Source organism: Achromobacter sp. 1011791174, from assembly GCF_059760925.1.
In genome coordinates this window covers 1-25557 of sequence record NZ_JCBANH010000035.1, presented here as the reverse complement: position 1 = coordinate 25557, position 25557 = coordinate 1, and the positions used below count along the sequence as shown (strand labels likewise).

The 25557-nt window shown below is 69.4% G+C and carries 27 protein-coding genes; 8 read left to right on the top strand and 19 right to left on the bottom strand.

Features of this window, described 5'->3' with window-relative positions; translation table 11 throughout:
- Nucleotides 1–19 precede the first annotated feature (19 nt).
- Together AC6LJ5_RS14330 and AC6LJ5_RS14325 are read right to left on the bottom strand one after the other, a co-directional pair.
- Nucleotides 20–724 (bottom strand): SDR family oxidoreductase, encoded by a 705-nt coding sequence (locus AC6LJ5_RS14330; RefSeq protein WP_392411536.1) that lies wholly within the window; start codon nucleotides 722–724, stop codon nucleotides 20–22.
- A gap of 100 nt (nucleotides 725–824) precedes the next feature.
- Nucleotides 825–2162: an MFS transporter gene (locus AC6LJ5_RS14325; protein WP_498140810.1), complete on the bottom strand. Its 1338-nt coding sequence runs from the start codon at nucleotides 2160–2162 to the stop codon at nucleotides 825–827.
- A gap of 397 nt (nucleotides 2163–2559) precedes the next feature.
- Between AC6LJ5_RS14325 and AC6LJ5_RS14320 the strand changes: the two genes are divergently transcribed.
- Nucleotides 2560–4152 (top strand): DUF1254 domain-containing protein, encoded by a 1593-nt coding sequence (locus AC6LJ5_RS14320; protein WP_498140809.1) that lies wholly within the window; start codon nucleotides 2560–2562, stop codon nucleotides 4150–4152.
- Between the two features lie 139 nt (nucleotides 4153–4291).
- On the top strand, nucleotides 4292–4801 hold the full coding sequence (locus AC6LJ5_RS14315) for an acyl-CoA thioesterase (protein WP_103272115.1): 510 nt from the start codon (nucleotides 4292–4294) through the stop codon (nucleotides 4799–4801).
- 18 nt (nucleotides 4802–4819) lie between these two features.
- On the opposite strand, the gene AC6LJ5_RS14310 is transcribed toward AC6LJ5_RS14315, so the two are convergent.
- Nucleotides 4820–5743 carry a LysR family transcriptional regulator gene (locus tag AC6LJ5_RS14310; protein WP_498140808.1) on the bottom strand — a complete coding sequence of 308 codons (924 nt, stop codon included), beginning with the start codon at nucleotides 5741–5743 and terminating at the stop codon, nucleotides 4820–4822.
- A gap of 134 nt (nucleotides 5744–5877) precedes the next feature.
- On the opposite strand from AC6LJ5_RS14310, the gene AC6LJ5_RS14305 reads away from it, so the two are divergent.
- Both AC6LJ5_RS14305 and AC6LJ5_RS14300 read left to right on the top strand, forming a co-directional pair.
- Entirely contained in the window at nucleotides 5878–7374 is a 1497-nt protein-coding gene (locus tag AC6LJ5_RS14305) for a sulfatase-like hydrolase/transferase (RefSeq protein ID WP_498140807.1), read from the top strand.
- A 52-nt stretch (nucleotides 7375–7426) separates the two neighbouring features.
- Entirely contained in the window at nucleotides 7427–8401 is a 975-nt protein-coding gene (locus tag AC6LJ5_RS14300) for a Bug family tripartite tricarboxylate transporter substrate binding protein (RefSeq protein WP_498140806.1), read from the top strand.
- A gap of 19 nt (nucleotides 8402–8420) precedes the next feature.
- Here the strand turns inward: AC6LJ5_RS14300 and AC6LJ5_RS14295 are convergent, their stop codons facing one another.
- From AC6LJ5_RS14295 to AC6LJ5_RS14225, 15 genes are all read right to left on the bottom strand, one after another.
- Nucleotides 8421–9428, bottom strand: a complete 1008-nt coding sequence (locus AC6LJ5_RS14295; RefSeq protein WP_498140805.1) for a sterol desaturase family protein — start codon at nucleotides 9426–9428, stop codon at nucleotides 8421–8423.
- 2 nt (nucleotides 9429–9430) lie between these two features.
- Nucleotides 9431–10243 (bottom strand): polysaccharide deacetylase family protein, encoded by an 813-nt coding sequence (locus AC6LJ5_RS14290; protein ID WP_498140804.1) that lies wholly within the window; start codon nucleotides 10241–10243, stop codon nucleotides 9431–9433.
- A complete protein-coding gene (locus tag AC6LJ5_RS14285; RefSeq protein ID WP_199770963.1) occupies nucleotides 10227–11207 on the bottom strand; it encodes a YVTN family beta-propeller repeat protein in 981 nt (326 codons plus the stop codon). The genes AC6LJ5_RS14290 and AC6LJ5_RS14285 overlap by 17 nt, the downstream gene beginning before the upstream one ends.
- Nucleotides 11208–11423: 216 nt before the next feature.
- Nucleotides 11424–11639, bottom strand: a complete 216-nt coding sequence (locus AC6LJ5_RS14280; RefSeq protein WP_006227327.1) for a TOBE domain-containing protein — start codon at nucleotides 11637–11639, stop codon at nucleotides 11424–11426.
- A gap of 64 nt (nucleotides 11640–11703) precedes the next feature.
- Nucleotides 11704–12618, bottom strand: a complete 915-nt coding sequence (locus AC6LJ5_RS14275; protein ID WP_498140803.1) for an ATP-binding cassette domain-containing protein — start codon at nucleotides 12616–12618, stop codon at nucleotides 11704–11706.
- Nucleotides 12619–12668: 50 nt separating this feature from the next.
- Nucleotides 12669–13508 carry a MetQ/NlpA family ABC transporter substrate-binding protein gene (locus tag AC6LJ5_RS14270; protein WP_498140802.1) on the bottom strand — a complete coding sequence of 280 codons (840 nt, stop codon included), beginning with the start codon at nucleotides 13506–13508 and terminating at the stop codon, nucleotides 12669–12671.
- Between the two features lie 27 nt (nucleotides 13509–13535).
- Nucleotides 13536–14198: a methionine ABC transporter permease gene (locus AC6LJ5_RS14265; protein WP_103272107.1), complete on the bottom strand. Its 663-nt coding sequence runs from the start codon at nucleotides 14196–14198 to the stop codon at nucleotides 13536–13538.
- A complete protein-coding gene (locus AC6LJ5_RS14260) occupies nucleotides 14198–15007 on the bottom strand; it encodes a methionine ABC transporter ATP-binding protein (RefSeq protein WP_498140801.1) in 810 nt (269 codons plus the stop codon). The genes AC6LJ5_RS14265 and AC6LJ5_RS14260 overlap by 1 nt, the downstream gene beginning before the upstream one ends.
- A 51-nt stretch (nucleotides 15008–15058) precedes the next feature.
- Nucleotides 15059–16300 carry an acyl-CoA dehydrogenase family protein gene (locus AC6LJ5_RS14255; protein ID WP_103276284.1) on the bottom strand — a complete coding sequence of 414 codons (1242 nt, stop codon included), beginning with the start codon at nucleotides 16298–16300 and terminating at the stop codon, nucleotides 15059–15061.
- 21 nt (nucleotides 16301–16321) lie between these two features.
- Nucleotides 16322–17104, bottom strand: a complete 783-nt coding sequence (gene ssuC / locus AC6LJ5_RS14250) for an aliphatic sulfonate ABC transporter permease SsuC (RefSeq protein ID WP_498140800.1) — start codon at nucleotides 17102–17104, stop codon at nucleotides 16322–16324.
- On the bottom strand, nucleotides 17104–18273 hold the full coding sequence (gene ssuD / locus AC6LJ5_RS14245) for an FMNH2-dependent alkanesulfonate monooxygenase (RefSeq protein ID WP_498140799.1): 1170 nt from the start codon (nucleotides 18271–18273) through the stop codon (nucleotides 17104–17106). Before ssuD ends, ssuC begins: the two co-directional genes overlap by 1 nt.
- Nucleotides 18274–18290: 17 nt before the next feature.
- On the bottom strand, nucleotides 18291–19256 hold the full coding sequence (locus AC6LJ5_RS14240) for a sulfonate ABC transporter substrate-binding protein (RefSeq protein ID WP_498140798.1): 966 nt from the start codon (nucleotides 19254–19256) through the stop codon (nucleotides 18291–18293).
- A 15-nt stretch (nucleotides 19257–19271) separates the two neighbouring features.
- A complete protein-coding gene (ssuE, locus tag AC6LJ5_RS14235; RefSeq protein WP_103272102.1) occupies nucleotides 19272–19865 on the bottom strand; it encodes an NADPH-dependent FMN reductase in 594 nt (197 codons plus the stop codon).
- 46 nt (nucleotides 19866–19911) lie between these two features.
- On the bottom strand, nucleotides 19912–20712 hold the full coding sequence (locus tag AC6LJ5_RS14230; protein WP_498140797.1) for a MetQ/NlpA family ABC transporter substrate-binding protein: 801 nt from the start codon (nucleotides 20710–20712) through the stop codon (nucleotides 19912–19914).
- A 220-nt stretch (nucleotides 20713–20932) separates the two neighbouring features.
- Nucleotides 20933–22303, bottom strand: coding sequence for an LLM class flavin-dependent oxidoreductase (locus AC6LJ5_RS14225; protein WP_498140796.1), 1371 nt, complete (start codon nucleotides 22301–22303; stop codon nucleotides 20933–20935).
- A 263-nt stretch (nucleotides 22304–22566) separates the two neighbouring features.
- Between AC6LJ5_RS14225 and AC6LJ5_RS14220 the strand changes: the two genes are divergently transcribed.
- Nucleotides 22567–22785 (top strand): hypothetical protein, encoded by a 219-nt coding sequence (locus tag AC6LJ5_RS14220; protein ID WP_103272099.1) that lies wholly within the window; start codon nucleotides 22567–22569, stop codon nucleotides 22783–22785.
- 138 nt (nucleotides 22786–22923) lie between these two features.
- On the top strand, nucleotides 22924–23361 hold the full coding sequence (locus AC6LJ5_RS14215) for a universal stress protein (protein WP_103272098.1): 438 nt from the start codon (nucleotides 22924–22926) through the stop codon (nucleotides 23359–23361).
- Nucleotides 23362–23403: 42 nt separating this feature from the next.
- Here AC6LJ5_RS14215 and AC6LJ5_RS14210 read toward each other — a convergent pair whose 3' ends face one another.
- A complete protein-coding gene (locus AC6LJ5_RS14210) occupies nucleotides 23404–23799 on the bottom strand; it encodes a ribosomal maturation YjgA family protein (RefSeq protein ID WP_103272097.1) in 396 nt (131 codons plus the stop codon).
- 151 nt (nucleotides 23800–23950) lie between these two features.
- Between AC6LJ5_RS14210 and sorA the strand changes: the two genes are divergently transcribed.
- Together sorA and sorB are read left to right on the top strand one after the other, a co-directional pair.
- A complete protein-coding gene (gene sorA, locus AC6LJ5_RS14205; RefSeq protein WP_498140795.1) occupies nucleotides 23951–25186 on the top strand; it encodes a SorA family sulfite dehydrogenase catalytic subunit in 1236 nt (411 codons plus the stop codon).
- A gap of 10 nt (nucleotides 25187–25196) precedes the next feature.
- Complete coding sequence (gene sorB / locus AC6LJ5_RS14200; RefSeq protein WP_103272095.1) at nucleotides 25197–25529, top strand: SorB family sulfite dehydrogenase c-type cytochrome subunit; 333 nt, start codon at nucleotides 25197–25199, stop codon at nucleotides 25527–25529.
- The last annotated feature ends 28 nt before the right edge of the window (nucleotides 25530–25557 follow it).

Genomic DNA, 25557 nt, shown 5'->3' with positions numbered 1-25557 from the left:
AGCCCCCTCTGGCTCGACGCTATATGGAGCGTCCCAGGCCGCCATCGACCCGCAGGTTCTGTCCGGTGATGTAACCCCCGCCCTCGGAAGCCAGAAACGCCACGGTCGCGGCGATTTCAGCGGTGCTTCCATAGCGTTTCATGGGAACGCCATCGCGGCGCTCGATGACCGTCGGCAGGCTGTCGATCCAACCGCATTGAATGTTGTTCATGCGCACGTTGTCGGCGGCATAGGTATCCGCGAAGACCTTAGCGTAGGCGGCAAGTCCTGCCCGGAACACCGCGGACGTCGGGAATCCCGCAACCGGCTCGAAGGCCGCGACCGATGAAAAATTGATGATCGAACCCGATTTCTGCGCCTGCATGATCGGGGCCACGATGCGAACCGGACGAATGACATTCATCAGATAGATATCCAAGCCCAGGTGCCACTGCTCGTCAGTGATTTCCAGAACCGGCCCGCGCGGCCCGTGGCCGCCGCTGTTGACCAGCACGTCGATGCGCCCCCACTGCCGCATGACCGCATCGACCAGGCGCTGCAAATCGTCATTCGATTGATTGGAGCCGGTCACGCCGATCCCGCCCAGTTCATTCGCCAGCGCTTCGCCTTTTCCGGAGGACGAGAGAATCGCCACCTTGAAACCTTCCGTCGCCAGGCGCTTGGCGGCTGCCGCGCCCAAGCCGCTTCCGCCGGCGGAAATGAGCGCCACTTTTTCCATTGACATGTGAAAGTCCTTTTTCATTGACTATGTGGACAAGACTCAGAGCCGCCCATCCCCGGGCATGGCAAGCCGCTTGCACGGGACCTTCGGCCCGCCTTCGATTTCAATCCAGCGGTCTTCCCCGAAGGTCCCGCAGGCCGAATGCCGCCAGGCCGCTTATGACGCAAAGCGCCACGACATACCAATTGAACAGGTCGGGCATTCCTTTACTGGCGAGCCAGGAGCCGAGATACGGCGCGGTGCCGCCAAACACGGCAATGGAAACGTTGTAGGGCACCCCCCAGCCGATCGCGCGCACGCTGGTTGGAAACTGCTCGGCGAAGCTGGCGGCGACCGCGCCGCTGCCCAGTCCGATCAGGCTCATCGCGGCCACCATGATCCATGGCAGCGATTCAGGATTGCCCAGCGCATAATGAATCATGGGTATGAACAATGCCGCGAACAGCAGCCACGAACTCCCGAGCACGAGCCGACGACCCACAAGGTCCGCAAGCGCGCCACTGATAGGCATAGACACGCTATAGGCAATCAATCCGAACGTGCTCGCGAGAAATGATGTCGATGCGGATATGCGACCACTGGCTCGCAACAGGTTGGGAATGTAGGCAGCCCAGATATAGAACGCCATCGTCGTGCCGATCGCAAGGAAAAAGACTCGCAACACGCCCGGCCAATGATTGAGCATGACGGCGCGCAGGCTGCCCCGGTCTTTCTTTGACGTGGTTCGAGCGGCGCGCTTGAAAACTTCCGACTCTCCGATCGAGCGCCGCAGATAGAGGCCGAAGATGCCAAGCAACGCGCCCAGCACGAACACCAGCCTCCAGCCGTAACTTTCCATCTGGTCCTTCGGCAACAGATAGGTCAGGAAGGTTCCCGTCAACGACGCGCATAACGTCCCCAGCCCAACGCTGATGTAGAAGAAACTGCCGCTGAAGCCGCGACGGTGCAAGGGCGCCGATTCGACGATATAGCTGCCGCCTGACGATGTTTCACCGCCCATGGCCAGCCCCTGCATCAGGCGCGCCAACAGGAGCATGGCGGGGGCCAACCAGCCCGCCTGTTGAAAGGACGGGACGATCGCGATCATCAGGCTTCCCGTGGCCATGAGGAAAATCGTCGCGGCCAACGCATTCTTGCGGCCATACCGATCCGCATAGATTCCGAAGATGAAGCTCCCCAGCGGCCGCACGAAAAAGCCGATGGCGAAGACGGCGAATGTTGAAAGCAACGCCCCCAGCGGATCACCCGAGGGAAAGACCAGGCGCGAAAGATAGCTGGCGAAGAGCGCGTAGGCGAACCAGTCGAAGCACTCGACGAAATTGCCAATCGCGCCGGCCATCACCGCGCGGTTCACGGAAGATGGCGGACTAGTATCTCCCTGCTGTTCGCGCACCCCATGCCCAGGCGCGTCGGGGTCGATACTCTTGAGCGAGCTGTCCATTTCTCAGCCTTTCATTCAGATGCCTGTTTCAGGAAAAGACACTCGAATCGGGGCTGACGAGAAGGGCGCGATGGCAGATGTTCTCGTCCGGAAAAACGCTCCGCGAAACCCGTCCTTGAATGCCCCAGACTCGCACGGCATGCTTCGACGCTGCTTCGACGCAAGTTAGCTGTCGCCCGGGAAAGAGTCCAAGACAATCATTCAACCGCTGCTATCGCGCGAATGTATGCGACGCGCCCGCCGCGCAAGTTGCGCAACTTGCGCACGCGCGGGCATGGCAAGGCCGGCCATGCGCAAGCCGGCAATCTGACGGCCGGATCCCGGCTTTTCGCGGATTTTGGACAATCGCGGGACTGGTACCATTGCCCGCGAACCCCGCAAGTCCGTTGGAGCGCCGATGCGCCGCGTTGCCCCGCTGATCCTGTCCCTGTCCCTGGCCGCCGTCTGGCCATCCCTGGCGCCGGCCGCGCCGCCGGCCCCGACCCCGGCCGCGGCCGCCACCGAGGCCGCGCACCAGGCCGCGATGGAAGGCTATCTGTACTTCTACCCGCTGCTGGTCATGGATCTGACGCGACGCCAGGCCGCCCATCCCTCGCAGAACACGCCGCCCAACGCCTACGCCTTCGTGCGCGGCCTGCCCCAGGCCGGCGCCGCCGCCCCCTGGGCCAATCCCGACATGCTGCGCGGCACGGCCTGGCTGGACCTGAGCGCCGGCCCCGTGGTGCTGTCCGTGCCCGACACCGGCGGCCGGCTGTACACGCTGACGCTGGTGGACCTGTGGAACGACGCTTTCGCCGTCCTGGGCAAGCGCAGCACCGGCACCGCCAAGGGCAACACCGTGCTGGTGCCGCCCGGCTGGAGCGGCACCCTGCCGTCCGGCATGCCGCGCATCGACGCGCCCACCACCCATGTCCTGGCCCGGCTGCTGATCCAGGCCGACGGTCCGGCCGAGTACCCGGCGGTGCACGCCCTGCAGGATGGCTTCGTGATCACGCCGCTGTCGCAATGGAACCTGCCGCCGCAGGCGCAACGCGTGCGCGCCGACGGCGCGCTGAACATGAAGGTCTCGCCGCGCGAGCAGGTCGAGTCGCTGCCGACCGACGCCCTGTTCGCCTACGCCGCCGAGCTGCTGCGCCGGAACCCGCCACACGCCGCCGACCAGCCCGTGCTGGCCCGGCTGCGCGGCGAGGGGCTGATCCCCGGCCGCCCCTTCGACTTCGACAAGCTGGACCATCCCGCCAAACAAGGCATGCGCCGGGGCCTGCGGGCCGCGCGCGAGCGCATGCAGGCCGCCGCCGGCGCCACGCTGCGCGAGGCCAATGGCTGGCAGCGGGAAGCGGGCGGCGTCGGTGTGTACGGCAATGCCTACATGCGCCGCGCGCTGGCCGCCCAGGCCCAGCCCGGCGCCAGCCTGCCGGAGGACCTGACCACGCTGCTGCTGGCCGCCGACAGCCGGGGCGAGGCCGTGGACGGCTCGCGCCGCTATCACCTGCGCTTCGCCAGCGGCCAGTTGCCGCCGGCCGGCGCCTTCTGGTCGCTGGCGGCCTACGACGCCCAGGGCCTGCTGGCGCCCAACGCGCTGAACCGCCAGGCGCTCGGCAGCCGCGACCCGCTGCGCTACAACGAGGACGGCTCGCTGGACCTGGTCCTCGGCCACGAAGCGCCCGCGCCCGAGCAGCAGTCCAACTGGCTGCCGCTGCCGGCCTCCGGACCCGCGCAATTGCTGCTGCGCGTCTACCAGCCTGGCCCGGCGCTGCTGGACGGACTCTGGACGCCGCCACCGCTGCTGGCGGAAACGCCGCCGGAGGTCACCGCCGAGGCCGCCCCGGCGCCGGCGGCACCCGCGACCGACCCCGCCCCCGAGACCGGGGCAAGCGCGCCAGCGGCTTCCGCCACGACCGCCACATCGTCCGCCCCGGCGACCCCGCCGGCCAAACCGGCGGTCCAGGGCAAGGCCAAGCCGCAAGCGCAGTCCCAGCCGGGCCGCTGACCGGCGGCGCCGTGCGCGCGAGGCGGCGTCGCCGCCGTGCCGGCGCAGGCATGGCCCGCCCCATCCGCCCGCGAAAAAGACGGCGGCGCGCCCCCGCCAGCCGCTACCATATTCATTTCAGCAATCAGGAGCGCCCGACATGGACGACGCCTTCAGCCACCAATTGTCGATGACCATCCTGATGACGCCAGACATGGCGAACTTCTCAGGCAATGTGCACGGCGGCACCATCCTCAAATACCTGGACCAGGTGGCCTACGCCTGCGCCAGCCGCTACGCAGGCCACTACGTGGTGACCCTGTCGGTCGACCAGGTGGTGTTCCGCGAACCCATCCATGTGGGCGAGCTGGTGACCTTCCTGGCGGCGGTGAACTTCACCGGCCGCACCTCGATGGAGATCGGCATCAAGGTCGTGACCGAGGACATCCGCAAGAAGCTGGTGCGCCACACCAACAGCTGTTACTTCACGATGGTGGCGGTGGACGAGCACGGCGTGCCCGCCGAAGTGCCGCCGTTGAATCCGGGCACGCTGGAGGAAAAGCAGCGCTTCGTGGCCGCGCGGCTGCGGCGCGAGCTGCGCCAGGAAATGGAACGCCGCCACGGCGAGATCAAGCGCGAAACCACGCACGACGCCGGCAACGCCGGCTGAAGACCCGCGCGGCGGCGTTCAATCCGTTCCGGATCCCGCCTGCGCCAGGGGCTCCAGGCACAGCCGCAGGATGCGCGCGACCTCGCGGCTCGCCTGCGTCGTCGGCCGGACCTCGGACATGGCCAACGTGATGCCGCGCCGGATGCCGGGCTCGACGATCCGCGCGGCCGCCAGCGCGCCGGCCTGCATATCCCGCAGGGCCGCGTGCTCGGCCAGCACGGCGTAGAGCCCGCCCTGCAGCACCATGTGTTTCTGCAGCGCCAGGGAATCGCATTCCAGCGCCACCGTCAGCGTCACGCCCATGCGGCGCGCGAGCTGGTCCATCTGGCGCCGGAAGGCGCTGGGCGCGCCGGCCAGCACCAGCGGCAGGCCCTGCAACCCGGCGAAGGGCACGGTCCGGCGGCCCGCGACCCAGCTGTCCGGCGCGCCGACCAGCAGGTGCCGGGCGGTGAACAGCGCGCTGTCGCGGCGGCGCGCGCCGCGGCCGCTGCGCGGCAGGATGCCGATGTCGACCTCGCCGTTCTCCAGCCACTCGTCGACCGCCGCGCCCACGCCATCGCGCACGCGCAGGCGGATGCCCGGATAGCGCCGGCTCAGCTCCAGATAGGCGCGCGACAGGTACTGCGGATCGATCGAGGACAGCACGCCGATGCAGACCTGACCGGCCGGCTGCTCGACCTGCCGCGCCAGATCCTGGCCCAGCGCCTCGCCCGCCTCCAGCCAGGCCAGCACGCGCGGATACAGGCGGCGCCCGGCCTCGGTCAGGGCCACGCCGCGACCCGTGCGCAGGAACAGGCGGCCGCCGCAGGCCTGCTCCATCGCCGCCAGCTGGCGGCTGACGGCCGACTGCGCGCCATCGCGCAGGGCGGCGACCTTGGTCAGGCTGCCCAGATCGGCGATCTGGATGAACAAGCGCCATTGATCCAGCGTCAACGTAGCCATGAGGCACCCGGGAGAGAAGACGCGCGCGGCGTCAGACATGACAAAAAAAGTATATCTGCTATCGCCGTCATGCCCTGTTTTCGCAAACCACGGCGTCCTAGACTGGCCGGGATCCGTATCCGCGAGACGCCCCCATGCCCCATCCGCCCAACGTGCTCTTCATCATGGTCGACCAATGGCCCGGCGCCCTGCTGGGCAGCGCCGGCCATCCCGTCATCCAGACGCCGACGCTGGACCACCTGGCCCGCCTGGGCACCCGCTATCCGCGCGCCTATGCTGAATGCCCGATCTGCATCCCGGCGCGACGCAGCGTGATGACCGGCACCTCGCCGCGCGGCCACGGCGACCGCAATTTCGCTCCCGCGCTGCCCATGCCCGCGCTGCCCACGCTGGCCCAGCGCTTTCGCGACGGCGGCTACCAGGCCTACGCGGTGGGCAAGATGCACCTGTACCCGCAGCGCGACCGCATCGGCTTCGACGACATCCTGCTGGCCGAGGAAGGCCGCTCGCCACTGGGCGCGGTGGACGACTACGACATGTACCTGGCCGAACAGGGCGCGGCGGGCGAGCAGTACCTGCACGGCATGAACAACAACGACTATCTGCACCGCCCCTGGCACCTGCCGGAACGCCTGCACGTCACCAACTGGACCACCCGCGAGGCCGCCCGGATGATCAAGCGGCGCGATCCGCGCCGGCCGGCCTTGTGGCATGTCTCCTACACCCATCCGCATCCGCCGCTGGTGCCGCTGGCCGCCTACCTGGATCTGTATGGGCGCGACGCCATCGACCTGCCCGCGCGCGCCGCCTGGGAACAGCGCTGGGACCAGGACGCGGACGCGATTCCGCCCGCCCTGCGCAGCATCCGCGAGCACTGGCCCATCGGCGACGACCCCGCCCGGCTGCGCGCCATCCGGCGCGCCTTCTACGCGCTGTGCAGCCACATCGACCATCAACTGCGCGTGCTGCTCGGCACCCTGCGCGAGGAAGGACTGCTGGACGATACCGTCATCCTGTTCTGCGGCGACCATGGCGACATGCTGGGCGACTTCGGCCTGTGGGCCAAGCGCCTGTTCTACGAAGGCTCGGCGCGCGTGCCCATGATCCTGGTCGGCGCGGCCGGCGATGCGCGCGTGCCCGCCGGCCAGGTGGACGAGCGGCTGGTGGGCCTGCAGGACGTCATGCCCACCCTGCTGTCGCTGGCCGGGCTGCCGGTCCCCGCCACGGTGGAAGGCCTGCCCATGACGGGCGAGCGGCGCCGCGACATTCTTTATGGCGAATGCAAGGAAGACCGGCTGGCGACCCGCATGGCGCATGACGGCCGCCACAAGCTGATCTGGTACCCGGCCGGCAACGTTGTGCAGCTGTTCGACCTGCAGGCCGACCCGCGCGAATGCCGCGACCTGTCCGAGGCGGCGCAGTACGCGCTCATCCGCCAGCGCCTGGAACAGGCGCTGGTCGAACGGGCCTGGGGCGTGGACCGGGACTGGATTTCCGCGGGCCGGCTGACCGGCTTCCCGGCTCCCGCCGCGCCGCCGCGCGCGGACCGCCAGTTCGGCGGCCAGCGCGGCCTGCACTATCCGCAACCGCCCCTGAGCGATCCCACCCGGACGGTGGGATCGCCGGGCTGAGACGCGCGCCCGGCCCCGCGCCGGCGACGACAACGACAAGGGAGACTGCATCATGAGCTGTGCCAAAACGCTGCTGGCCATCGGCCTGGCATTCTGCGCGCCCCTGGCGGGCGCCGCCGGCCCGGGGCCGTCCTGGCCGGGCGACAAGCCCATCCGGCTGATCGTGCCCTATCCCGCCGGCGGCAACGCCGACATGATCGGCCGCGTGTTCGCGCGGGCGCTGGGCGACAGACTGGGGCAGACCTTCATCGTCGACAACCGCCCCGGCGCGGGCGGTTCGATCGGGACCGGCATCGCGGCCAAGGCCGAGCCCGACGGCCATACGCTGCTGCTGGGCGACATCGCCACGCACGCCATCAACCGGCTCTCGATGCCCAATCTGCCCTATGACGCGCAGCGCGATTTCGTGCCCGTCGCGCGCCTGACCAGCGTCTCGCTGCTGCTGGTCGCCACGCCCAAGACCGGCTTCAAGACCGCCGGCGACTTCATCGCCTACGCCAAGGCCCATCCCGGCAAGCTGAGCTACGCCACCGGCGGCATCGGCACGCCCAGCCAGCTCGCGATGGAGATGCTGCGCGGCGCGGCCGGCATCGACCTGCTGGCCGTGCCCTACAAGGGCAGCGCGCCCGCGCTCAACGACGTGGCCTCGGGCCAGGTGGATGTGATGATCGACGGCGCCGCCGCGCCGCTGGTCAAGGGCGGCAAGCTGGACCTGCTGGCCGTCACCGCCGATCGCTCCCCGGCCTTCCCCGACACGCCGACGCTGGCCGAAGCCGGCCTGCCCGGCTTTCGCTTCGCGTCCTGGCATGGCGTGTTCGCGCCCCGGGGCACGCCCCCGGCCGTGGTCGACGCGCTGGCCGCCGCGATCGCCGAGGCGGCGCGCGACGAAGGCTTGCGCAGGCAATTCCAGGAACAGGGCATCGCGCTGGACACCCGCGCCAGCGCGGCGTTCGCCAGCTTCCTGGACGAACAGCGCGAGTCGATCGAGACGCTGGCTCGCGAACGCGGGCTGCGCCTGGCGCAGTGAGTCCGCGCGCCGCGCCAGTTCAGACCTGGCCGGCCTGTGCCGGCGGCTTGGGCGCCGCCGTTTCCGGATCGCGCTGGCGACCCGTCATGCGCTTGAGCGCCAGCCATTGCTGCGACCAGAAACCGCGACCGTAGTCGCGTCCGCCCTGCTCGGGCAGCTGGTCATGGATGCCGGTGGGACCGTAGTTCGTGCCGAAGCGCGCGGTGCGGAACAGCACGTCCCAGATCGGGAACAGCGCGGCGAAGTTGTAGCCGCCGGCCGGGCCCGGCGACGAGGCGTCGTAGGCGATGGAATGGTGATGCCGGTGAAAGCGCGGGCTGACCAGCAGGCGTTCGCCGATGGCACCGAAATGCAGGCGCAGATTGGCGTGCGAGAAGCTCTGCGCCAGCTGGGTGATCGCCACCACCGCCACGAACTGCGCCGGCGGCACGCCCACCAGCTGCGACACGAACACCACGACCACGTCGCGCAGCATGTCGTCCAGCAGATGGTTGCGGTCGTCGCTCCAGATCGTCATCTGGCGCTGGCTGTGGTGCACCGCGTGCAGCGACCAGAGCCAGCCGAAGCGATGCTGGGCGCGATGGTAGAAGTAATCGACCGCGTCGAACAGCAGCAGGTAGATGATCAGGCTGACCCAGGCGCGGTCGGTCACGCCCGGCCAGTACTGGTCCAGCTGGAACGGCGCGAAACCCCAGACGTGCAGCTGGCCGAACACGCTGTCCCACAGCGGGTCCACGGTGAAGAACAGCGCCAGGCGGAACACGCCCAGCCGGTGGATCAGCGTGTAGAGCACGTCGATGCCGATCTGGCGGCGGTCGGTCACGGGCTCGACCGGGCGCAGGCGCTGCAACGGGCCGAACACCAGCACCAGCAGCGCGATCTGCAGCAGGCCGACCAGCAGCCACATGGTGGCGTCGTAGCCGTCCTCGATGAAGTTGCTCAAGCCCAGATGAAACAGCGCGGGCTGCACGAGGGTCTCGAAGAGCCATTGCTGGCACTCCCCGAACCATTGACTAAGCGTATCCATGATCAGTGATGCGTGGCGATCCAGCCCTTGTAGGCCGGATGCGTATCCAAGGTGGCAAAACAATAGCCCTTGCGCTGCAAGCCTTCAACCAGCGGCTCCAGCACGGCGGGGGCCCAGGGGTCCTGGCGCGACCAGATGCCCAGGTGGGCCAGCAGGATGTCGCCGGGCTTGATGTTGCGCAGCGCCTGCTCCAGCAGGCGGGCGTTGGGGAATTTGTCGCTGGGCAGCTCGTCGCCCAGGAAACCGGCCTGCGCCCAGCCCACGTACTCGTAGCCGCATTCGCGCGCCGCCTTGAGCAGCGCCGGCGAGGTCTTGCCGCCCGGCGCGCGGTACAGGGGCAGCATGGCGTGGCCGGTCATCTGCGTGAAGCGCGCGGACGAGCGCTTGATTTCTTCGCAATACTGCTGCGCGGTCCAGGTCTGGACCTTGCCCGTCTGCGGACCGGCGCTGGGCTTGACGCGGAACTTGCCGTCCGGCAGGTCGCCCTGCCAGTAGACGTGGTCGTAGGTGTGCGAGCCGAAGGCATGGCCCTCGGCGGCGCGCGCCTTCCACCAGGGCGCCCACTGGTCGTCCAGGCTGGCGCCGTCGGTCAGCGTGCGTTCGTTGGCCAGGAAGAACGTGACCTTGACGTGATGCCGGGCCAGCACGTCGGCCACCAGCGGGGCCACGCCCATGTGGCCGGTATCGAAGGTCAGGTAGACGGGCTTGTCGCAAACGGCCGCCGGGGCCGGCCCGGCGGCACCGGCCAGCGCCGGCAGCAGCGCGGCCAGGCAGGCCGCCGCCGCCCGCTTCGACGGCTCAGCGCGTCGGCGCATGGTTCAGCGTCCAGACGCCGTGCGGCGACTTGCCGACCGGCACCTGCTGCACGACCTTCTTCTGCTCCAGATCGACCACGGTCAGCTTGCGCGCCCAGCGCGACGTGACCAGCAGGGTCTTGCCGTCGGCCAGCACGTCCATGCAGTCCGGGCCGCCCGGCACCGCGAAGGTGTCGGTCACGGCCAGCGTCTGCAGGTCGATGCGGCTGATGGAATTGGCGGTGCGGTTGCTGACGAACAGGTGGCGCTTGTCGCCCTGCGCGCGGAAGGCGTGCGCGCCGGCCGCCGTCTTGATGCGCGTGACCAGCTTGGCCGGGCCGTTGCTCACGTCATACGCCTCGACGTAGGAATCGCCGGTCAGGGCCACCAGCAGCGTCTTCTGGTCGGGCGTGAGGAACACGTCGGCCGGCGTCTTGCCCACCGACACGGTCCACTTCGGCGTCTGCGTGGCCAGGTCGATGGCGATCAGCTGGTCGCTGTCCTGCAGCGTGACGTAGGCCGTGGTGCTCTTGGCGTCGATCATGATGTGGCTGGGCGTCTTGCCCGCCGGGATGCGCTTGACCAGCTTCAGGTCGAAGCCCTTTTCCAGCGGCTTCCAGGCATAGATGTCGATGTGGTCCAGGCGGTTCGCGGCGGTGACGAACCACTTCATGTCGGGCGAGAACTGCAGCTGGTAGGGATCGACGATGCCGGTCAGCGTGCGCTGCACTTCGCCGGTCTTGGGATCCATCAGCGTGATCGAGTCGCCGGTGGCGTTGGCCACCATGAGCGACTTCTCGTCGGGCGTCAGGTACAGGTGGTGCGGCTCCTTGCCGGTGGGCACGCGGCGCACTTCCTTGTACGAAGCGGGATCGACGATGCTGACGTTGGCGTCCAGCGAATTCAGGACGAAGATGGGGGCCGAGGCCGCCGCGGCGCTAAGCGCCATCCCTGCGCCGAACAGGGCGCAGCGGACAAAATGCATGGGATTCAATTTCAAGGTCCGGCAAGGGGGGATCTGGCTCCGATCCCGGTGCCCGACATTTTGGCATAGCGGCAGGATAAAAAAGCGACGGCGCAGGGTTTGGAAACAATCCCCGGCGGCTGTTGCTGGGTCGCAACAACCGCCGGCCAGCCCCGCTGCGCGCCGCCGCGTGACGCGGCCGCCACATGAAGCCGCTACAAGGTTGCGGCCCCCGCGTCAAAGCTTGGCGACCGACACCTCGGTGGCCTTGACGAAGGCCAGCACCTCGGTGCCCACCTGCAGGTCCAGTTCCTTGACCGAACGGGTCGTGATCACCGAGGTGACGATGCCCGCCGGCGTGTCCACGTCCACCTCGGACACCACCGGGCCGAGGATGATCTCCTTGATCTTGCCGCGGAACTGGTTGCGGGCGTTGATGGATTGAATGCTCATGACTTGCTCCCGAATTGAGAAATACAAGGAAAATCCGCGCCCGCCGTTGCCGGCGCGGGCAATGCTAAATCGCCAGCTTGAGGTGCCGGATGGGAATCACCTGCGCCAGCGGCCGCGGCTCCTCTTCCGGCTGGCGCAGGACCACCCGCAGCACGCGCGCCTCCAGCGCGGCGAAGGCGGCCGAACCGCGCGCGCGCGGACGCGTCAGCGGCACGCGCTCGTCCAGCGCCACCCCGCCCTCGTCCAGCACCAGGATGCGGTCCGCCAGCGCCACGGCCTCGCCCACGTCGTGCGTCACCAGCACGGACGTGAAGCCGTCGCGCCGCCACAGCGTCTCGATCAGCTGCTGCATGTCGATGCGCGTGAGCGCGTCCAGCGCGCCCAGCGGCTCGTCCAGCAGCAGCAGGCCCGGCCGGTGCACCAGCGCCCGCGCCAGCGCGACCCGCTGACGCTGCCCGCCCGACAGCTGCGCCGGCCAGTCGCCGCCCCGGTCGCCCAGGCCGACCTGGCGCAGCACCGCCGCGGCCTGCGCCCGCTCCCGGCGCGGCAGGCCCAGCGCCACGTTGTCCAGCACCGACTTCCACGGCAGCAGCCGTGCGTCCTGGAACATGATGCGGACCCGGTCGTCGGCGCCCCACTGAGGAAACCCGTCGAACAGCACCGGCGCGCGCGCGGGCGGTCCGCCCTGCTCGCCGCTGGGCGCTTCCAGCCCCGCCAGCAGGCGCAGCAGCGTGCTCTTGCCGCAGCCGCTGCGCCCGACCACCGCCACGAACTCGCCGGCGGCCAGCTCCAGGTCCAGGCCGCGCAGCACCACGCGCTCGCCGTAGCGCTTGCCCAGCTTGCGCAGCGTCACGCCCAGCGGCGGCGTCGGTCCCGGCTCGGCCTGCGCCGCCCGGGCGTCCGCGCCGGCCTCGGGCCCCGTGCGGGCCGGCCCGTCCAGGTGCCGCAGCAACTCGAACTCGTTGGGGTTGATGAACATGACGGCAGCCTCCCGATACCCGATCCTGCCCGCGCCCGGCCGCGCGGCCCTCAGCGGGACGCCTCCAGCTTGCGCTGGTCGTCGGTCTTGACGAAGCCGGCGAAGGATTTCTCGGTCACGGCCAGGAACTCGCGCGAGCGGTAGGCCGCCGCGATGTCCTGCACATAGGGCCTGGACAGATCGGCCGTGCGCACCGCCACCAGGTTCTGGTAGGTGGGCGTGGTCTTTTCCAGCGCCAGCGCCTCGGTCAGCTTGAGCCCGGACGCCAGCGCGAAATTGCCGTTGACGAAGGAATAGTCGGTGTCCTCCAGCGAGCGCGGCAACTGAGCCGCCTCCAACGGGATGAGCTTGATCTTCTTCGGATTGGCGGCCACGTCCTTCTCCGACACCTGCAGCGGGTCGTAGCCCTCGCGCAGCTTGATCCAGCCCAGCTCCTGCAACACCACCAGCGCGCGCGCCTGATTGGTGGGATCGTTGGGCACGGCCACGCTCACGCCCTCGGGCGCGGCGTCCACGCTCTTGTATTTCCGGCTGTAGATGGCGATCGGCGCGGTCGGCACCTTCACCAGCTCCGACAACTCCAGCTTGTTCTTGGCCGCGAAGTTCTTCAGATAAACCACGTGCTGGAACGCATTGGCGTCCAGCGCGCCCTGCGCCAGCGCGAAGTTGGGCTGCACATAGTCGTTGAACTCGACCACGCGCACCGTGTAGCCCTGCTTTTCCAGGATGGGCTTGATGCCCAGCTTGATCTGGTCGCTGTAGGGACCGGCGGTGGCGCCAAAGACGATTTCCTTCTTGGCCGGATCGGCCGCGACGGCGGCGCCGGACAGGGCCAGCGCGGCGACGGCGACGGCCAGTTGACGGAGGGAGAGCTTGCGCAAGACGGACATGGACGACCTCGGAATGGCGTAGGGGAATCAGCGTTTGTCGATGCGCCGGGCGATGGTGTTGCCGGCGAACTGGATGATCTGCACCAGCACGACCAGCAGCGCTACGGTCAGCGCCATCACGTCGGTCTGGAAACGGTAATAGCCGTAGCGGATGGCCAGGTCGCCGATGCCGCCGCCGCCCACCACGCCGGCCACGGCCGAGTAGGACAGGAAGCTAACCGCCAGCACGGTCAGCGCCAGCACCAGGCCGGAACGCGCTTCCACCAGCAGCACGCGCCGCACGATCTGCAGCTCCGACGCGCCGGCGGCATGCGCGGCCTCGATCACGCCGCGCGGCACTTCGCGCAGCACCTGCTCGACCAGCCGCGCGAAATACGGAATGGCGGCGAAGGACAGCGGCACGGCCGCGGCCACCGGACCGATCGAAGTGCCGGCGATGACGCGCGTGAACGGCACCAGCGCCACCAGCAGGATGATGAAGGGAAAGGACCGCACGGTATTCACCGTCCAGCTCAGCAGCCGGTGCAGCACGGGGCGGTCCAGCGACTGGCCCGGCCCGGTCAGGAACACCAGCACGCCGAGCGGCCCGCCCAGCAGGATGGACGCGGACAGCGCGATCGCCAGCATCAGGAAGGTCTGGCCGATCGCCACGCCCAGCTCGGGCAGCAATTGCACGAAGGTATCCAGCATCACGCCACCTCTTCATAGGGATGGGCGGCCTCGCGGATGAGTTCGCGCCCCAGCGCCGAACTCAGGTTCACGTGCGCGCCCGTGATCTCGGCCTGCTCCAGCACGCGGCCGTTCTCCATCACCGCCACATGGCGGCACAGCGCGCGCACCACGGCCAGCTCGTGCGTCACGATGACGATGGTCACGCCCAGCCGCCGGTTGATGTCGCGCAGCACGCCCAGCACCGAGCGGGTGGTTTCGGGATCCAGCGCGGAGGTGGGCTCGTCGCACAGCAGCACCGCCGGTTCGCTGGCCAGCGCGCGGGCGATGGCCACGCGCTGCTTCTGGCCGCCGGACAGCTGCGCCGGATGGCTGGCGGCCTTGTCCGCCAGCCCCACGATCTCCAGACACTCGCGCACCCGCGCGGCGATCTGTTCGCGGTTGCGGCCGCCGTGCACGCGCAGCGGGAAGGCGACGTTCTCGAACACGGTCTCGTTCTGCAGCAGGTTGAACTGCTGGAAGATCATGCCGATGTTCTGGCGCGCGGCGCGCAGCGCGGACTTGCCCAGGCCGGTCAGCTCGGTGCCGGCCACGTACACGGCGCCGTGGTCGGGCCGCTCCAGCAGGTTGATCAGGCGCAGCAGCGTGGACTTGCCGGCGCCGCTCTTGCCGATGATGCCGAAGGTGTCGCCGGCGCGGATCGACAGCGACACGTCGCAAACCGCGTCGAAGCGGCCCGCCGGCAGGCGGAAGGATTTGCTCACGGCGTCCAGCCGGATCACGGGCTGGGGCACGGTGGAAAGCGGGGAAAGCGTCGCGCTCTGGGTCATCGGGTAAATCCGGGAAATGGCGGTCGGTTCATCATCGGGACAGGCCTGGGGTCAGGAATACGGCGTGGGTTCGGGCAACTGATCCAGCAGCGCGTAGCGGCCCAGGTCGCGGATCTTGTAGGCCACGGGATCGTGCAGCGTGTGCACGCGCGCGTTGCGCCAGTGGCGGTCCAGGCCGTGGCGGTTGTGGGTGGAGCTGGCGCCGGTCACGTCGAACAGCTCGGCGCCCACCGACAGCGCGGCGCGATGCGCCAGCACCTTGGCCTGCGCGCCGGCCACGGCGACGCGGCCGCGCTCCTCGGCGGTGACGGACGGGCCGCGCGCCAGCGCCTCGTCCAGCGCCTGCGCCGCCTGGTCGGCCAGCGCGCGGGCCGCCTGCAGCGACAGCCAGAACTCGCCGAAGCGCTCCTGCACATAGGGATCGTCGGCGTGGCGCTCCACGCCCGAGGCGAACCACGGCCGGGCGGCGTCGCGCACATAGCCGCGCGCGTCCTGGTATGCGCCCTGCGCGATGCCCAGGTACAGATTGGTCATGATCAGCTGCGCCACCTGCGAGCGCAGCGTGGCGCGCGCGGTCGGCGTGGCGCCCGGCGCCTGCAGCACCTGCACGGGCTCGAGCCGCACATGGTCGAAGCGCACCGTGCCGCTGTCGGTCTGGCGCTGGCCGAAGGCGTCCCAGTCCGGATTGACGGTGATGCCCTCGACGCGCGTCGGCAGCGCGGCGATCAGCGCCGTGCCGGACGGCTTGTGCCAGGCCGAGAAGGTCAGCAGGTCCGAGCCCACCGAGCCCGAGCTGAAGCTCTTGACACCGTCGATGCGATAGCCGTCCAGCTCGGCGCGCGCGACCACGCGGCGGTCCAGCGGATTGAGCGCATTGCCCCAGAACAGGTTGCGCGCCACGGTCGGTTCCAGGAAGTAGGCATGCTGCTCGGGCGTGCCGTAGAGCAGCACCCCGGCCACCTGCAGATGGTGGAAACCGAATACATGCGCCAGCGCGCTGTCGGCCTGGGCCAGCCGGCGCACGGCGCCCAGGACCGTCGACCAACTGGCGCCGGCCCCGCCATACGCGGTCGGCACCGACAGCCGCAGCAGGCCGCTCTGGCGGATCAGTTCGCGCTCGCGGGCGGCATGTCCGCCCTGGCGGTCGCGCTCGACGGCGGTGGCGGCCAGCGCCTGCGCCAGCGTTTCCAGCGCCTCGGCCGGCGTGGGCGGCGGCGCGTCGGCCGCGCGTCCGGAAGCGGCGCCCGCGCCGTCGTCGCGGCGCGCGTCCTGCACGGTTTGGGTCTTGGCCATCATCACTCCTAGAGGGCCGGCTCAGGCCGGCCGGTAAGCGGGGTTCCAGCGCAGCAGGCGCCGCTCCAGCGCGCGGGCCAGCGCGTCCGCGCCCTTGCCCAGCAGCGCGTAGAGCAGGATGCCCAGCAGCACCACGTCGGTCTGCAGGAACTCGCGCGCGTTCATGGTCATGTAGCCGATGCCGGACTGCGCCGAGATGGTCTCGGTCACGATCAGCACCACCCACACCAGGCCCAGCGCGAAGCGCAGGCCCACCAGCATGGACGGCAGCGCGCCGGGCAGGATCACGTCGCGGTACAGGCGCCAGCCGCTCAGGCCATAGGACCGGCCCATTTCGATCAGCGCCGGATCCACCGAGCGGATGCCGTGGAACGTGTTGAGATAAACGGGAAAGAACACGCCCACCGACAGCAGCGCCAGCTTGGCGGTCTCTTCGATGCCGAACCACAGGATGAACAGCGGGATCAGCGCCAGCACGGGAATGTTGCGGATCATCTGCAGCGTGGTGTCCAGCAGCGTCTCGGCGCGGCGCGACGCGCCATTCAGCAGGCCCAGCGCCAGGCCCAGCCCGCCGCCCAGCAGCAGGCCCCACAAGGCGCGCAGCGCGCTGACGCGCAGATGCAGCCACAGCTCGCCCGACACGGCCAGCGACCAGGCCGCGGCGGCCACGGCCGAGGGCGCGGGCAGGATGCGCGATGACAGCCAGCCGGCCTGCGCCGCCAGCTGCCACAGCGCCAGGATGCCCAGCGGCACCAGCCAGGGCGCCAGCGCCGCGCGCCAGCCGCGTTCGAGTCGGGCGCTCATCAGCTGGCCGCGACCTTCGGCACCAGCTCGGTGGCCATGACCTCGCCGAACGGGCCGGTCAACACCGGATTGCCCTGGCGGCCACGGCCCTTGCCGGGCAGCAGCGGAAACACCAGCTCGGCGAAGCGGTACGACTCTTCCAGGTGCGGATAGCCCGAGAAGATGAAGGTGTCGATGCCCAGCTCGGCGTACTCCTGGATGCGCGCCGCCACGGTCTGCGGGTCGCCAACCAGGGCCGTGCCCGCGCCGCCGCGCACCAGGCCCACGCCGGCCCACAGGTTGGGGGCAATCTCCAGATGCGAGCGGCCGCCCCGGCCATCGTCGAGCTTGCCGCCATGCAGCGCGGCCATGCGCCGCTGGCCTTCCGAATCCATCCTGGCGAAGGCCGCCTGCGCGGCGTTCACCGTGTCCTCGCTCAGATGGCTGATCAGCTCGTCGGCGGCGGCCCAGGCCGCCGCGGTCTCGCGCACGATGACATGCAGCCGGATGCCGAACTTGACGCTGCGTCCATGGCGCGCCGCGCGCTCGCGCACGTCGGCGATCTTGCGGGCCACGGCCTCGGGCGGCTCGCCCCAGGTCAGGTACACGTCCAGCTGCTCGGCCGCCAGCTCGTGCGCGGCCTCGGACGAGCCGCCGAAATACAGCGGCGGATACGGCTTCTGCGTGGGCGGATACAGCACCTTGCCGCCCTTGGACACCAGCTTTTCGCCGTCATGGCTGTAGCCCGCGCCCTCGTGGCTGGCGGCCAGGATGCCGCGCCAGATCTTCAGGTAGTCGGCGGTGATGGCGTAGCGCTCGTCATGGCTGACGAACACGCCGTCGCCTTCCAGTTCGCCGGGATCGCCACCCGTCACCACGTTGACCAGCAGACGCCCTTGCGACAGGCGGTCGAAGGTGGCGGCCATGCGCGCGGAGAACTGCGGCGAGCTGACGCCGGGGCGTATCGCCACCAGGAACTTGAGCCGGCTGGTCGCGCCGATCAGGCTGGAGGCCACCACCCAGGCGTCTTCGCAGGAGCGGCCGGTGGGCAGCAGCACGCCGTCGTAGCCCAGCGTATCGGCGGCCACGGCCACCTGCCGGAAGTAGTCGTAACCGGCCTCGCGCGCGCCCAGGCTGGTGCCGAGGTAACGCGAATCGCCGTGCGTGGGGATGAACCAGAAAACGTCCATGAAAATCCTGCCCTCGTCTATTTCAGTATCGACGGCGCGGCGTCGAATACGTTGAGCGGTTTGGGGATGAGCTTGAGCGCATGGAAGGCGTCCGCCACCTGCTGCTGTTCCAGCAGCACCTCGCGCGTGATCGGCTGCACGCCATAGGCCAGCCGGCTCGCGGCCAGCTCCACGATCTCGCGGTCCAGGCCCAGCACCGGCTGCAGCAGGGCCACGCTTTCGGCGCGGTGGTCGCGCGCCCACAGGTCGCCCTTGCGCACTTCGTCCAGCACGGTCTGGATGATCTGCGGATGCGCCTTCTCGTAGCCACTGGCGGCCAGGAAGAACTGGTAGTTCTTGACCACGCCGGCGCCGTCGGCCAGCACACGCGCGCCCAGCTGTTTCTCGGCGGCGGCCTGGAACGGATCCCAGATGACCCAGGCGTCGATCGCGCCGCGCTCGAAGGCGGCGCGTGCGTCCGACGGCGTGAGGTAGACCACGTTCACGTCGCGGTAGGCCACGCCCGCGCGCTCCAGCTGCTTGACCAGCAGGTAGTGCACGTTCGAGCCCTTGTTCAGCGCGACCTTTCTGCCCTTCAGGTCGGCCACACCGCGCAGCGGCGAATCCTTGGGCACCAGGATGGCCTCGCTGGCGGGCGCGGCGGGCTCGCTGCCCACGTACACCAGCGCGGCGCCGGCGGCCTGGGCGAAGATCGGCGGGGCCTCGCCCACCGTGCCGAAGTCGATCGAGCCCACGTTCAGGCCTTCCAGCAATTGCGGGCCGGCGGGGAACTCGGTCCACTTCACCGTCACGCCCTGCTCGGCCAGGCGCTTGTCCAGCGTGCCCAACGCCTTGACGATGGTGAGCGTGCCGTATTTCTGAAAGCCGATGCGCAGCGTCTTGCCGTCCTGCGCCTGCGCGGCCGGCGCCAGCAGCGCCGCGCCCAACAGGCCCAGCAGGCCGCGCAGCAAGGCGCGGCGGATGGCGGAAGGAAATGGGTTCATGTGCGGGTTTCCGGTTCAGACGCTGAAGCCGCCGGCCAGCGCCAGCCGGCCCAGGTCATAGGCTTCATTGGCGACATAGGCATGCGGACGCAATTGTTCGGACAGCCGGTCGACCGAGTCCTCCAGCCGCTGCCGCACGTCGTCGTCGATATGGGGCTGGCCGGCCTCGTCGACGCGCACCTGCTTGTCGGTGGCGTACACGCCGGCCAGGATGTGGCGCGCGCCCAGCGCGGACAACACGGGCTTGAGGCCGTATTCCAGCGCCAGCAGATGCGCCGGGCTGCCGCCGGTGGCGATGGGCAGCACCACCTTGCCGGCCAGCGCCTTCTCGTCCAGCAGGTCCAGCACGGCCTTCAGGCCGCCGGCGAACGAGGCCTTGTAGACCGGGGTGGAGATCAGCACCGCGTCGGCGGCCGCGACGCGGGCGCGCAGCGCGCCGGCGGCGGGGCTGGCGTAGTGGCCCTCGATCAGCTCTTCGGCGGGAATGTCGCGCAGGCCCAGTTCGCCGATGTTCCAGCCGCCCGCGCGCAGCCGGTTGGCGGCGTGGCGCAGCAGGGCGGAGGAACGGGAACGCTGCGACGGGCTGCCCGCCAGGGTGATGATGCTCATGGTGTGTCGCCGGATGTCAGGGATGCGGAAAAGACTGCCGGACGCGTCAGAACGCGGGCACCAGCGAGCCCTTGAATTCTTTCTCGATGAAGGCGCGGACCTCGGGCGACTGGTAGGCCGCCACCAGCTTCTTGACCCAGGGCTGGTCGCGGTCCTTGGTACGCACCGCGATCAGGTTGGCGTAGGGACCATCGGCGGCTTCGCGGCCGATGGCGTCGCGCGCCGGCACCAGGCCGGCCTGGTCGGCATAGTCGTTGTTGATGGCGGCGGCGGTCAGGTCATCGAGCGAGCGCGGCAACTGCGCCGCGTCCAGCGGCACCAGCTTGAGCTTGCGCGGGTTGGACACCACGTCCTGCGGCGTGGCGTTGTTCTTCTGCTCGGCCTCGGGCTTGAGCGTGATCAGCTTGTACGCCGCCAGCAGGCGCAGCGCGCGGTTGCCGTTGGACGGGTCGTTCTGGATGCCCACCGAAGCGCCCTCGGGCAGGTCGCCCAGCGCCTTGATCTTGCGCGAATAGAAGCCCAGCGGCGCGGTGACGGTCAGCCCCACCGGCACGATGTCGAAGCCGCGCGCCTTGATCTGGTTGTCCAGGAAGGGCTTGTGCTGGAAGGCGTTGGCGTCCAGGTCGCCGGCGTTCAGCGCGGCATTGGGCAGCTGGTAGTCATTGAACTTGACCAGCTTGATCTCCAGTCCGTCGCGGGCCGCGACCTGCTTGACCACGTCGAAGATCTTCTCGGTCGTGCCGACGGAAATGCCGACGCTGATGGAGGACTTTTGCTGCGCTTGCGCGCCGGCGGTGAAGGCGGTGGCCAGGACGGCGACGGACAGCAGGCGGATCAGGGTAGACATCGTTTCGATTCCAGGATGGGACAGGAGACGGGACGATTCTGTCATCGCGTTTGCGCGCCGAAAAATACTTAGTCGGCATGACCTTATGTGCCTTATGTGGCCGCGCTTGCACCGCATGGACAGCAACCCACTTCGGGAAATATGCGCTTATCGCCTGGGGTTCTAAGCAAAGCCGGCGCCTTGCGGCGCCGGTTATCTGCCACGCATGCGCGCCGCGCGTTCAGGCGTAGGCGGCCCGGGCGCGCGCGCCCGCGTGTACGTCCGGCAAGGCCGCCCGGCCCGCGCCGAACAGCTTCTCGCGCAACGTGCCGTCGGCGTAGACGGTCTTGTATGAGCCGCGCGATTGCAGCTCGGGAATCACCAGGTCGATGAAGTCCTCATAGCACTCCGGCGTGACCGTGCGCGCCAGGTTGAAGCCGTCGATGCCGGTTTCCGCGACCCAGGATTCCAGCTCGTCGGCCACCTGCGCGGCGCTGCCCACCAACGCCGGATAGCGCCCGCCCAGCGCCATGTCGGCCAGCAGGTCGCGCACCGTGCGGTCGGTGCGCGCGACGGTCAGGCTGCGCACGGCGGATTCGATGGCGTTGTTCTTCACGTAGCGGATCGGCTCGTCCGGCGCGTAGGTGGAAAAATCGATGCCGGTGGAGCTGGCGTAGTGCGCCAGGCCAGCCTCGGGACTGGCGTAGCGCAGGTACTCGGCGTGCTTGTCCCGGGCTTCCCGTTCCGTTCGCCCGACGACGGCCGTGATGCCCATGAAGAACTTGATGTCGCGCGGATCGCGGCCCTCGCGCGCGACCGCCTCGCGCAGCTCGGACACCAGCTTGCGCAGCCCCTCCTTGGTCTGGCTGGAAACGAACACGCATTCGGCATGGCGCGCGGCGAAGGCCAGCCCCCGGCCCGACGAGCCCGCCTGGTACAGCACCGGCGTGCGCTGCGGCGAAGGCTCGGCCAGGTGATAGCCTTGAACACGATAGTATTTGCCGGCATGGTCCACCCGGCGCACGGCGGCGGGATCGGCATAGACCCGCGCGCGCTTGTCGGCCTTGACCGCGTCCGCGTCCCAGCTGCCTTCCCACAGCTGATAGGCCACGTCCAGGAATTCGTCGGCGCGGTCGTAGCGCTCGTCGTGCGCGATCTGCCCGGACAGCCCCATGGCGCGCGCCGCGCTCTCCAGGTAGCCGGTGACGATGTTCCAGCCCACGCGGCCCTGGGTCAGGTGGTCCAGCGTGGAGAAGCGGCGCGCCAGCAGATAGGGCGCCTCGTAGGTCAGGTTGACGGTGACGCCAAAGCCCAGGTGGCGCGTGGCCGCCGCCATGGCCGGCACGATCAGCAGCGGGTCGTTGACGGGCAGCTGGATGGACTCGCGCAGGGTCAGGTCGGCCGAGTCCTGGTACACGTCATACACGCCGACGATGTCGGCCAGGAACAGGCCGTCGAACAGGCCGCGCTCCAGCAGCCGCGCAAGGCCGGTCCAGTAATCCAGTGTCTTGTAGGCGGTGGACGTGTCGCGCGGATGCGTCCACAGCCCATGGTTGATGTGGCCCACGCAATTCATGTTGAAGGCGTTGAGCAGGATCTGCTTCTTGGTCATGACGGACGGTCTTCCAGGCTTCTGGCCGGGGCCGGCGCGACGGCTGGCCCCGGCGGGGTTCAGGCATGCAGCCTATCGCCGCGCGCGTCGGCGCGGAAGAACGGATTGCGCATGCGCTTATGCGAGGCCGGCATAAGGCGCGCGCATATCGTCATCACTAAAGAATGCTTGCTGGCGATGCGCACGCTTGCTTAGAGTCTGGGCTTGCCACCACCAGCCCAAACCGCGGGCGGCAGCGCCTGCGCGGCATCGCGAGCAGATCCATGACCCCTACCCTACCGGACACCCGAAACGGCGCCAGCGACCCGCAAGGCGTCGGCCAGACCCTGCACCGCTGGCTGATGGCCGCCGGCGCTCTGATGGGCACCGGCGCGCTGTTCCCCAACGTGATCCTGCCGGACGGCCGCGCCGTTGATGGCGCGCCGCCCGCCGCCGACCGGGCCGCGCCGGCCGTCGGCCGCCGCGCTCCCGCGCACGCCTGACCCGCCGTCCGACACGCCCGGCGCCGTCCGGGAAAACCCCGCCGCCCTCGTCCGAAAGCGGGACTGGATCACGCCAAAACACGGGCCTATACTGAATTCGCCGTTGCTGAACGTTCCTTTTTCCAAGGGAGAGGCAACATGTACAGGCACCTGCTCATCACCGTGGACGGCTCGCCGCTGTCCGATTCGGTTTTCCAGCGCAGCATCGTCTTCGCCAAGGAGATGAACGCCGCCGTCACCGTGCTGCGCGCCATTCCCGAAGACCACCTGCTGGTCTACCAGGCCGAGATGCTAGGCACCGCCCAGGGCTACCACACCGACCAGGCGCGCAAGAACGCGCAGGCCTACCTGGACGGGCTGGAGGCGCAGGCCCGCAGTGCGCTGGTGCCCTGCTCCTGCCTGGTGGCGGTCAACGACCACCCGCACGCCGCCATCGTCGACACCGCCAAGGCGCAGGGCTGCGATCTCATCATCATGGGCTCGCATGGACGCCACGGCATGACCGGCTTCCTGCTGGGCAGCGAAACCCAGCGCGTGCTGGCGCAGACCAAGCTGCCGGTGCTGGTGCTGCGCTAGTGTGCAGTCCCGCAAATACGGCCGCCGGCATGCGCACGCCACCTAGGCGCCGGCGGGCACGCGCCCGCCGCGCCGGCGCCAGCCCGCCAGCGCCAGCACCAGGAAGAAACCCACGGTGTAGGCCAGCACGTCCCACCAGTCCGGCACGCTGCCGAGCAGGATGCGCAGCAGCGGCTGCTTGATCTGCCAGCCGTAGAGCTTGGCCAGGTATTGGCCGAACTCGACCGCATAGCCCGTCAGCAGCGCCGCCACCGCCAGCGGCAGCACGCCCGCCCGGATGAAACTGCGGAACACGAGGTACACCCAGCCCACCGCCAGCACGTCGCCGACGAAGCCTCGCAGCCAGGGATAGGGTTTTCCCACGGTGGCGATCAACGCCTCCACGGCGGTGAGCAGCAGCAGGGCCGCGAAGGCGCGGCCATCGAATCGTAGCGACATGGTCCAAGACGGAAATAGCGGTTTTTGAAACCGCGCGGCGCGCAAAAGCGTGGCGCGGCGACGGGGTCCGGGCGCATACTCTGGCAAGCCGCCGCCGGACAGGTTGCGCAACGCCGGCAGCGTACTCGAAAAACTCCTGGAGACAACGAGTATGAGCACATCCGGCACCAACGGACGCCGGCGCTTCCTGCGCCAGGCCTGTACCCTGGGCGCGGCCGGCACGACAGCCGGCCAGGCCCTGAACGCGCTGGCGGCCCCCGCCACCGTCACCCTGCCCTTCGCCAACGGCGAGCGCGAGCTGATCGCCTACCCGCAGAAGCGCCCCCTGATCCGCCAGACCGCCCGGCCGCCGCAGCTGGAAACGCCGTTCGAGGTCTACAACGAGGGCCTCATCACCCCCAACGATGCCTTCTTCGTGCGCTATCACCTGGGGAACATACCGACCCGGATCGACCCGGCCGCCTACCGGCTGCGCGTGGGCGGCCTGGTGGACGCGCCGCTGGAACTGACGCTGGCCGACCTGAAAGAGAAGTTCGGCGCGCCGGTGGAGCTGGTGGCCGTGACCCAGTGTTCCGGCAACAGCCGCGGCTTCTTCGAGCCGCGCGTGGGCGGCGGACAGCTGGGCAACGGCGCCATGGGCAATGCGCGCTGGCTCGGCATCCCCCTGTCGCGCGTGCTGGAGAAGGCCGGCATCGGCAAGAGCGCGCGCCAGGTCAGCTTCGAAGGCATGGACCGGCCGGTGCTGCCGGGCACGCCCGAGTTCGTCAAGGCGCTGGATGCGGCCCACGCGATGGACGGCGAGGTCATGCTGGCCTACGCCATGAACGGCGCCGACCTGCCCCTGCTCAACGGCTATCCCGTGCGCCTGGTGGTGCCGGGCCACTACGGCACCTACTGGGTCAAGCACCTGGCCGACATCACCGTGCTGGACAAGGAGTTCGACGGCTACTGGATGCAGAAGGCCTACCGCATCCCGGACAACGACTGCGCCTGTACGCCGGTGGGCAAGGCGCCGGAGAAGACCCGCCCGATCGGCCGCTACAACGTGCGCAGCTTCATCACCAGCCTGGCCGACGGCGCGCGCCTGCCGCTGGGCCAGGCGCAGCGCGTGCGCGGCATCGCCTTCGACGGCGGACGCGGCATCCGCGAGGTGCAGTTCTCGGCCGACGGCGGCAAGACCTGGCGCGCCGCGCAACTGGGCCAGGACCTGGGGCGCTACTCCTTCCGCGAATGGCAGGCGGACTTCAGGCCGGAACGGGCGGGCGCCTACGAGCTGAAGGCCCGCGCCACCAACATGGCCGGCGAGACCCAGCCGCTGGAGGCGCTGTGGAACCCCGCCGGCTACATGCGCAACGTGGTCGAAACCCTGCGCGTCACCGCCGCCTGAGGAGCCCGTCATGAACCGTCATCTGCTTGCGCTGGCCGGCGCTGCCGCCCTGGCCATGCTGTCGCCGGCCCATGCGCTGGACATCCAGCTGCCCGCCGAAACCGCCACCCTGCATCCGGGCGCCAGCCCCGGCGCACAGAGCGCGGCCCAGTGCCTCATGTGCCATTCGGTGGACTACCTGTCCACCCAGCCGCCCATGCCGCTGGGCTTCTGGGAGGCCGAGGTCAAGAAGATGGTCGCCGTCTATGGCGCGCCCATCGCGCCGGATCAGGCGCAGCTGATCATCCAGTACCTCAACCAGGCCTACCCCCCGCCCCCGGCGGCGCCCGCCGCCGCGAAGTAGGCCGGACCGGGAAGGCCCGGGGCGGGCC

What these genes read in the sequence shown, in the direction of transcription:
- AC6LJ5_RS14215 (WP_103272098.1), top strand. Translation starts at nt 22,924, where the DNA reads ATGTACAGGCACCTGCTCATCACCGTGGACGGCTCGCCGCTGTCCGAT.
- sorB (WP_103272095.1), top strand. Translation starts at nt 25,197, where the DNA reads ATGAACCGTCATCTGCTTGCGCTGGCCGGCGCTGCCGCCCTGGCCATG.
- AC6LJ5_RS14260 (WP_498140801.1), bottom strand. Translation starts at nt 15,007, where the DNA reads ATGACCCAGAGCGCGACGCTTTCCCCGCTTTCCACCGTGCCCCAGCCC.
- AC6LJ5_RS14255 (WP_103276284.1), bottom strand. Translation starts at nt 16,300, where the DNA reads ATGGCCAAGACCCAAACCGTGCAGGACGCGCGCCGCGACGACGGCGCG.
- sorA (WP_498140795.1), top strand. Translation starts at nt 23,951, where the DNA reads ATGAGCACATCCGGCACCAACGGACGCCGGCGCTTCCTGCGCCAGGCC.
- ssuD (WP_498140799.1), bottom strand. Translation starts at nt 18,273, where the DNA reads ATGGACGTTTTCTGGTTCATCCCCACGCACGGCGATTCGCGTTACCTC.
- AC6LJ5_RS14330 (WP_392411536.1), bottom strand. Translation starts at nt 724, where the DNA reads ATGTCAATGGAAAAAGTGGCGCTCATTTCCGCCGGCGGAAGCGGCTTG.
- AC6LJ5_RS14305 (WP_498140807.1), top strand. Translation starts at nt 5,878, where the DNA reads ATGCCCCATCCGCCCAACGTGCTCTTCATCATGGTCGACCAATGGCCC.
- ssuC (WP_498140800.1), bottom strand. Translation starts at nt 17,104, where the DNA reads ATGAGCGCCCGACTCGAACGCGGCTGGCGCGCGGCGCTGGCGCCCTGG.
- AC6LJ5_RS14230 (WP_498140797.1), bottom strand. Translation starts at nt 20,712, where the DNA reads ATGTCTACCCTGATCCGCCTGCTGTCCGTCGCCGTCCTGGCCACCGCC.
- AC6LJ5_RS14220 (WP_103272099.1), top strand. Translation starts at nt 22,567, where the DNA reads ATGACCCCTACCCTACCGGACACCCGAAACGGCGCCAGCGACCCGCAA.
- ssuE (WP_103272102.1), bottom strand. Translation starts at nt 19,865, where the DNA reads ATGAGCATCATCACCCTGGCGGGCAGCCCGTCGCAGCGTTCCCGTTCC.
- AC6LJ5_RS14280 (WP_006227327.1), bottom strand. Translation starts at nt 11,639, where the DNA reads ATGAGCATTCAATCCATCAACGCCCGCAACCAGTTCCGCGGCAAGATC.
- AC6LJ5_RS14270 (WP_498140802.1), bottom strand. Translation starts at nt 13,508, where the DNA reads ATGTCCGTCTTGCGCAAGCTCTCCCTCCGTCAACTGGCCGTCGCCGTC.
- AC6LJ5_RS14310 (WP_498140808.1), bottom strand. Translation starts at nt 5,743, where the DNA reads ATGGCTACGTTGACGCTGGATCAATGGCGCTTGTTCATCCAGATCGCC.
- AC6LJ5_RS14225 (WP_498140796.1), bottom strand. Translation starts at nt 22,303, where the DNA reads ATGACCAAGAAGCAGATCCTGCTCAACGCCTTCAACATGAATTGCGTG.
- AC6LJ5_RS14210 (WP_103272097.1), bottom strand. Translation starts at nt 23,799, where the DNA reads ATGTCGCTACGATTCGATGGCCGCGCCTTCGCGGCCCTGCTGCTGCTC.
- AC6LJ5_RS14295 (WP_498140805.1), bottom strand. Translation starts at nt 9,428, where the DNA reads ATGGATACGCTTAGTCAATGGTTCGGGGAGTGCCAGCAATGGCTCTTC.
- AC6LJ5_RS14315 (WP_103272115.1), top strand. Translation starts at nt 4,292, where the DNA reads ATGGACGACGCCTTCAGCCACCAATTGTCGATGACCATCCTGATGACG.
- AC6LJ5_RS14300 (WP_498140806.1), top strand. Translation starts at nt 7,427, where the DNA reads ATGAGCTGTGCCAAAACGCTGCTGGCCATCGGCCTGGCATTCTGCGCG.
- AC6LJ5_RS14320 (WP_498140809.1), top strand. Translation starts at nt 2,560, where the DNA reads ATGCGCCGCGTTGCCCCGCTGATCCTGTCCCTGTCCCTGGCCGCCGTC.
- AC6LJ5_RS14275 (WP_498140803.1), bottom strand. Translation starts at nt 12,618, where the DNA reads ATGTTCATCAACCCCAACGAGTTCGAGTTGCTGCGGCACCTGGACGGG.
- AC6LJ5_RS14325 (WP_498140810.1), bottom strand. Translation starts at nt 2,162, where the DNA reads ATGGACAGCTCGCTCAAGAGTATCGACCCCGACGCGCCTGGGCATGGG.
- AC6LJ5_RS14240 (WP_498140798.1), bottom strand. Translation starts at nt 19,256, where the DNA reads ATGAACCCATTTCCTTCCGCCATCCGCCGCGCCTTGCTGCGCGGCCTG.
- AC6LJ5_RS14290 (WP_498140804.1), bottom strand. Translation starts at nt 10,243, where the DNA reads ATGCGCCGACGCGCTGAGCCGTCGAAGCGGGCGGCGGCGGCCTGCCTG.
- AC6LJ5_RS14265 (WP_103272107.1), bottom strand. Translation starts at nt 14,198, where the DNA reads ATGCTGGATACCTTCGTGCAATTGCTGCCCGAGCTGGGCGTGGCGATC.
- AC6LJ5_RS14285 (WP_199770963.1), bottom strand. Translation starts at nt 11,207, where the DNA reads ATGCATTTTGTCCGCTGCGCCCTGTTCGGCGCAGGGATGGCGCTTAGC.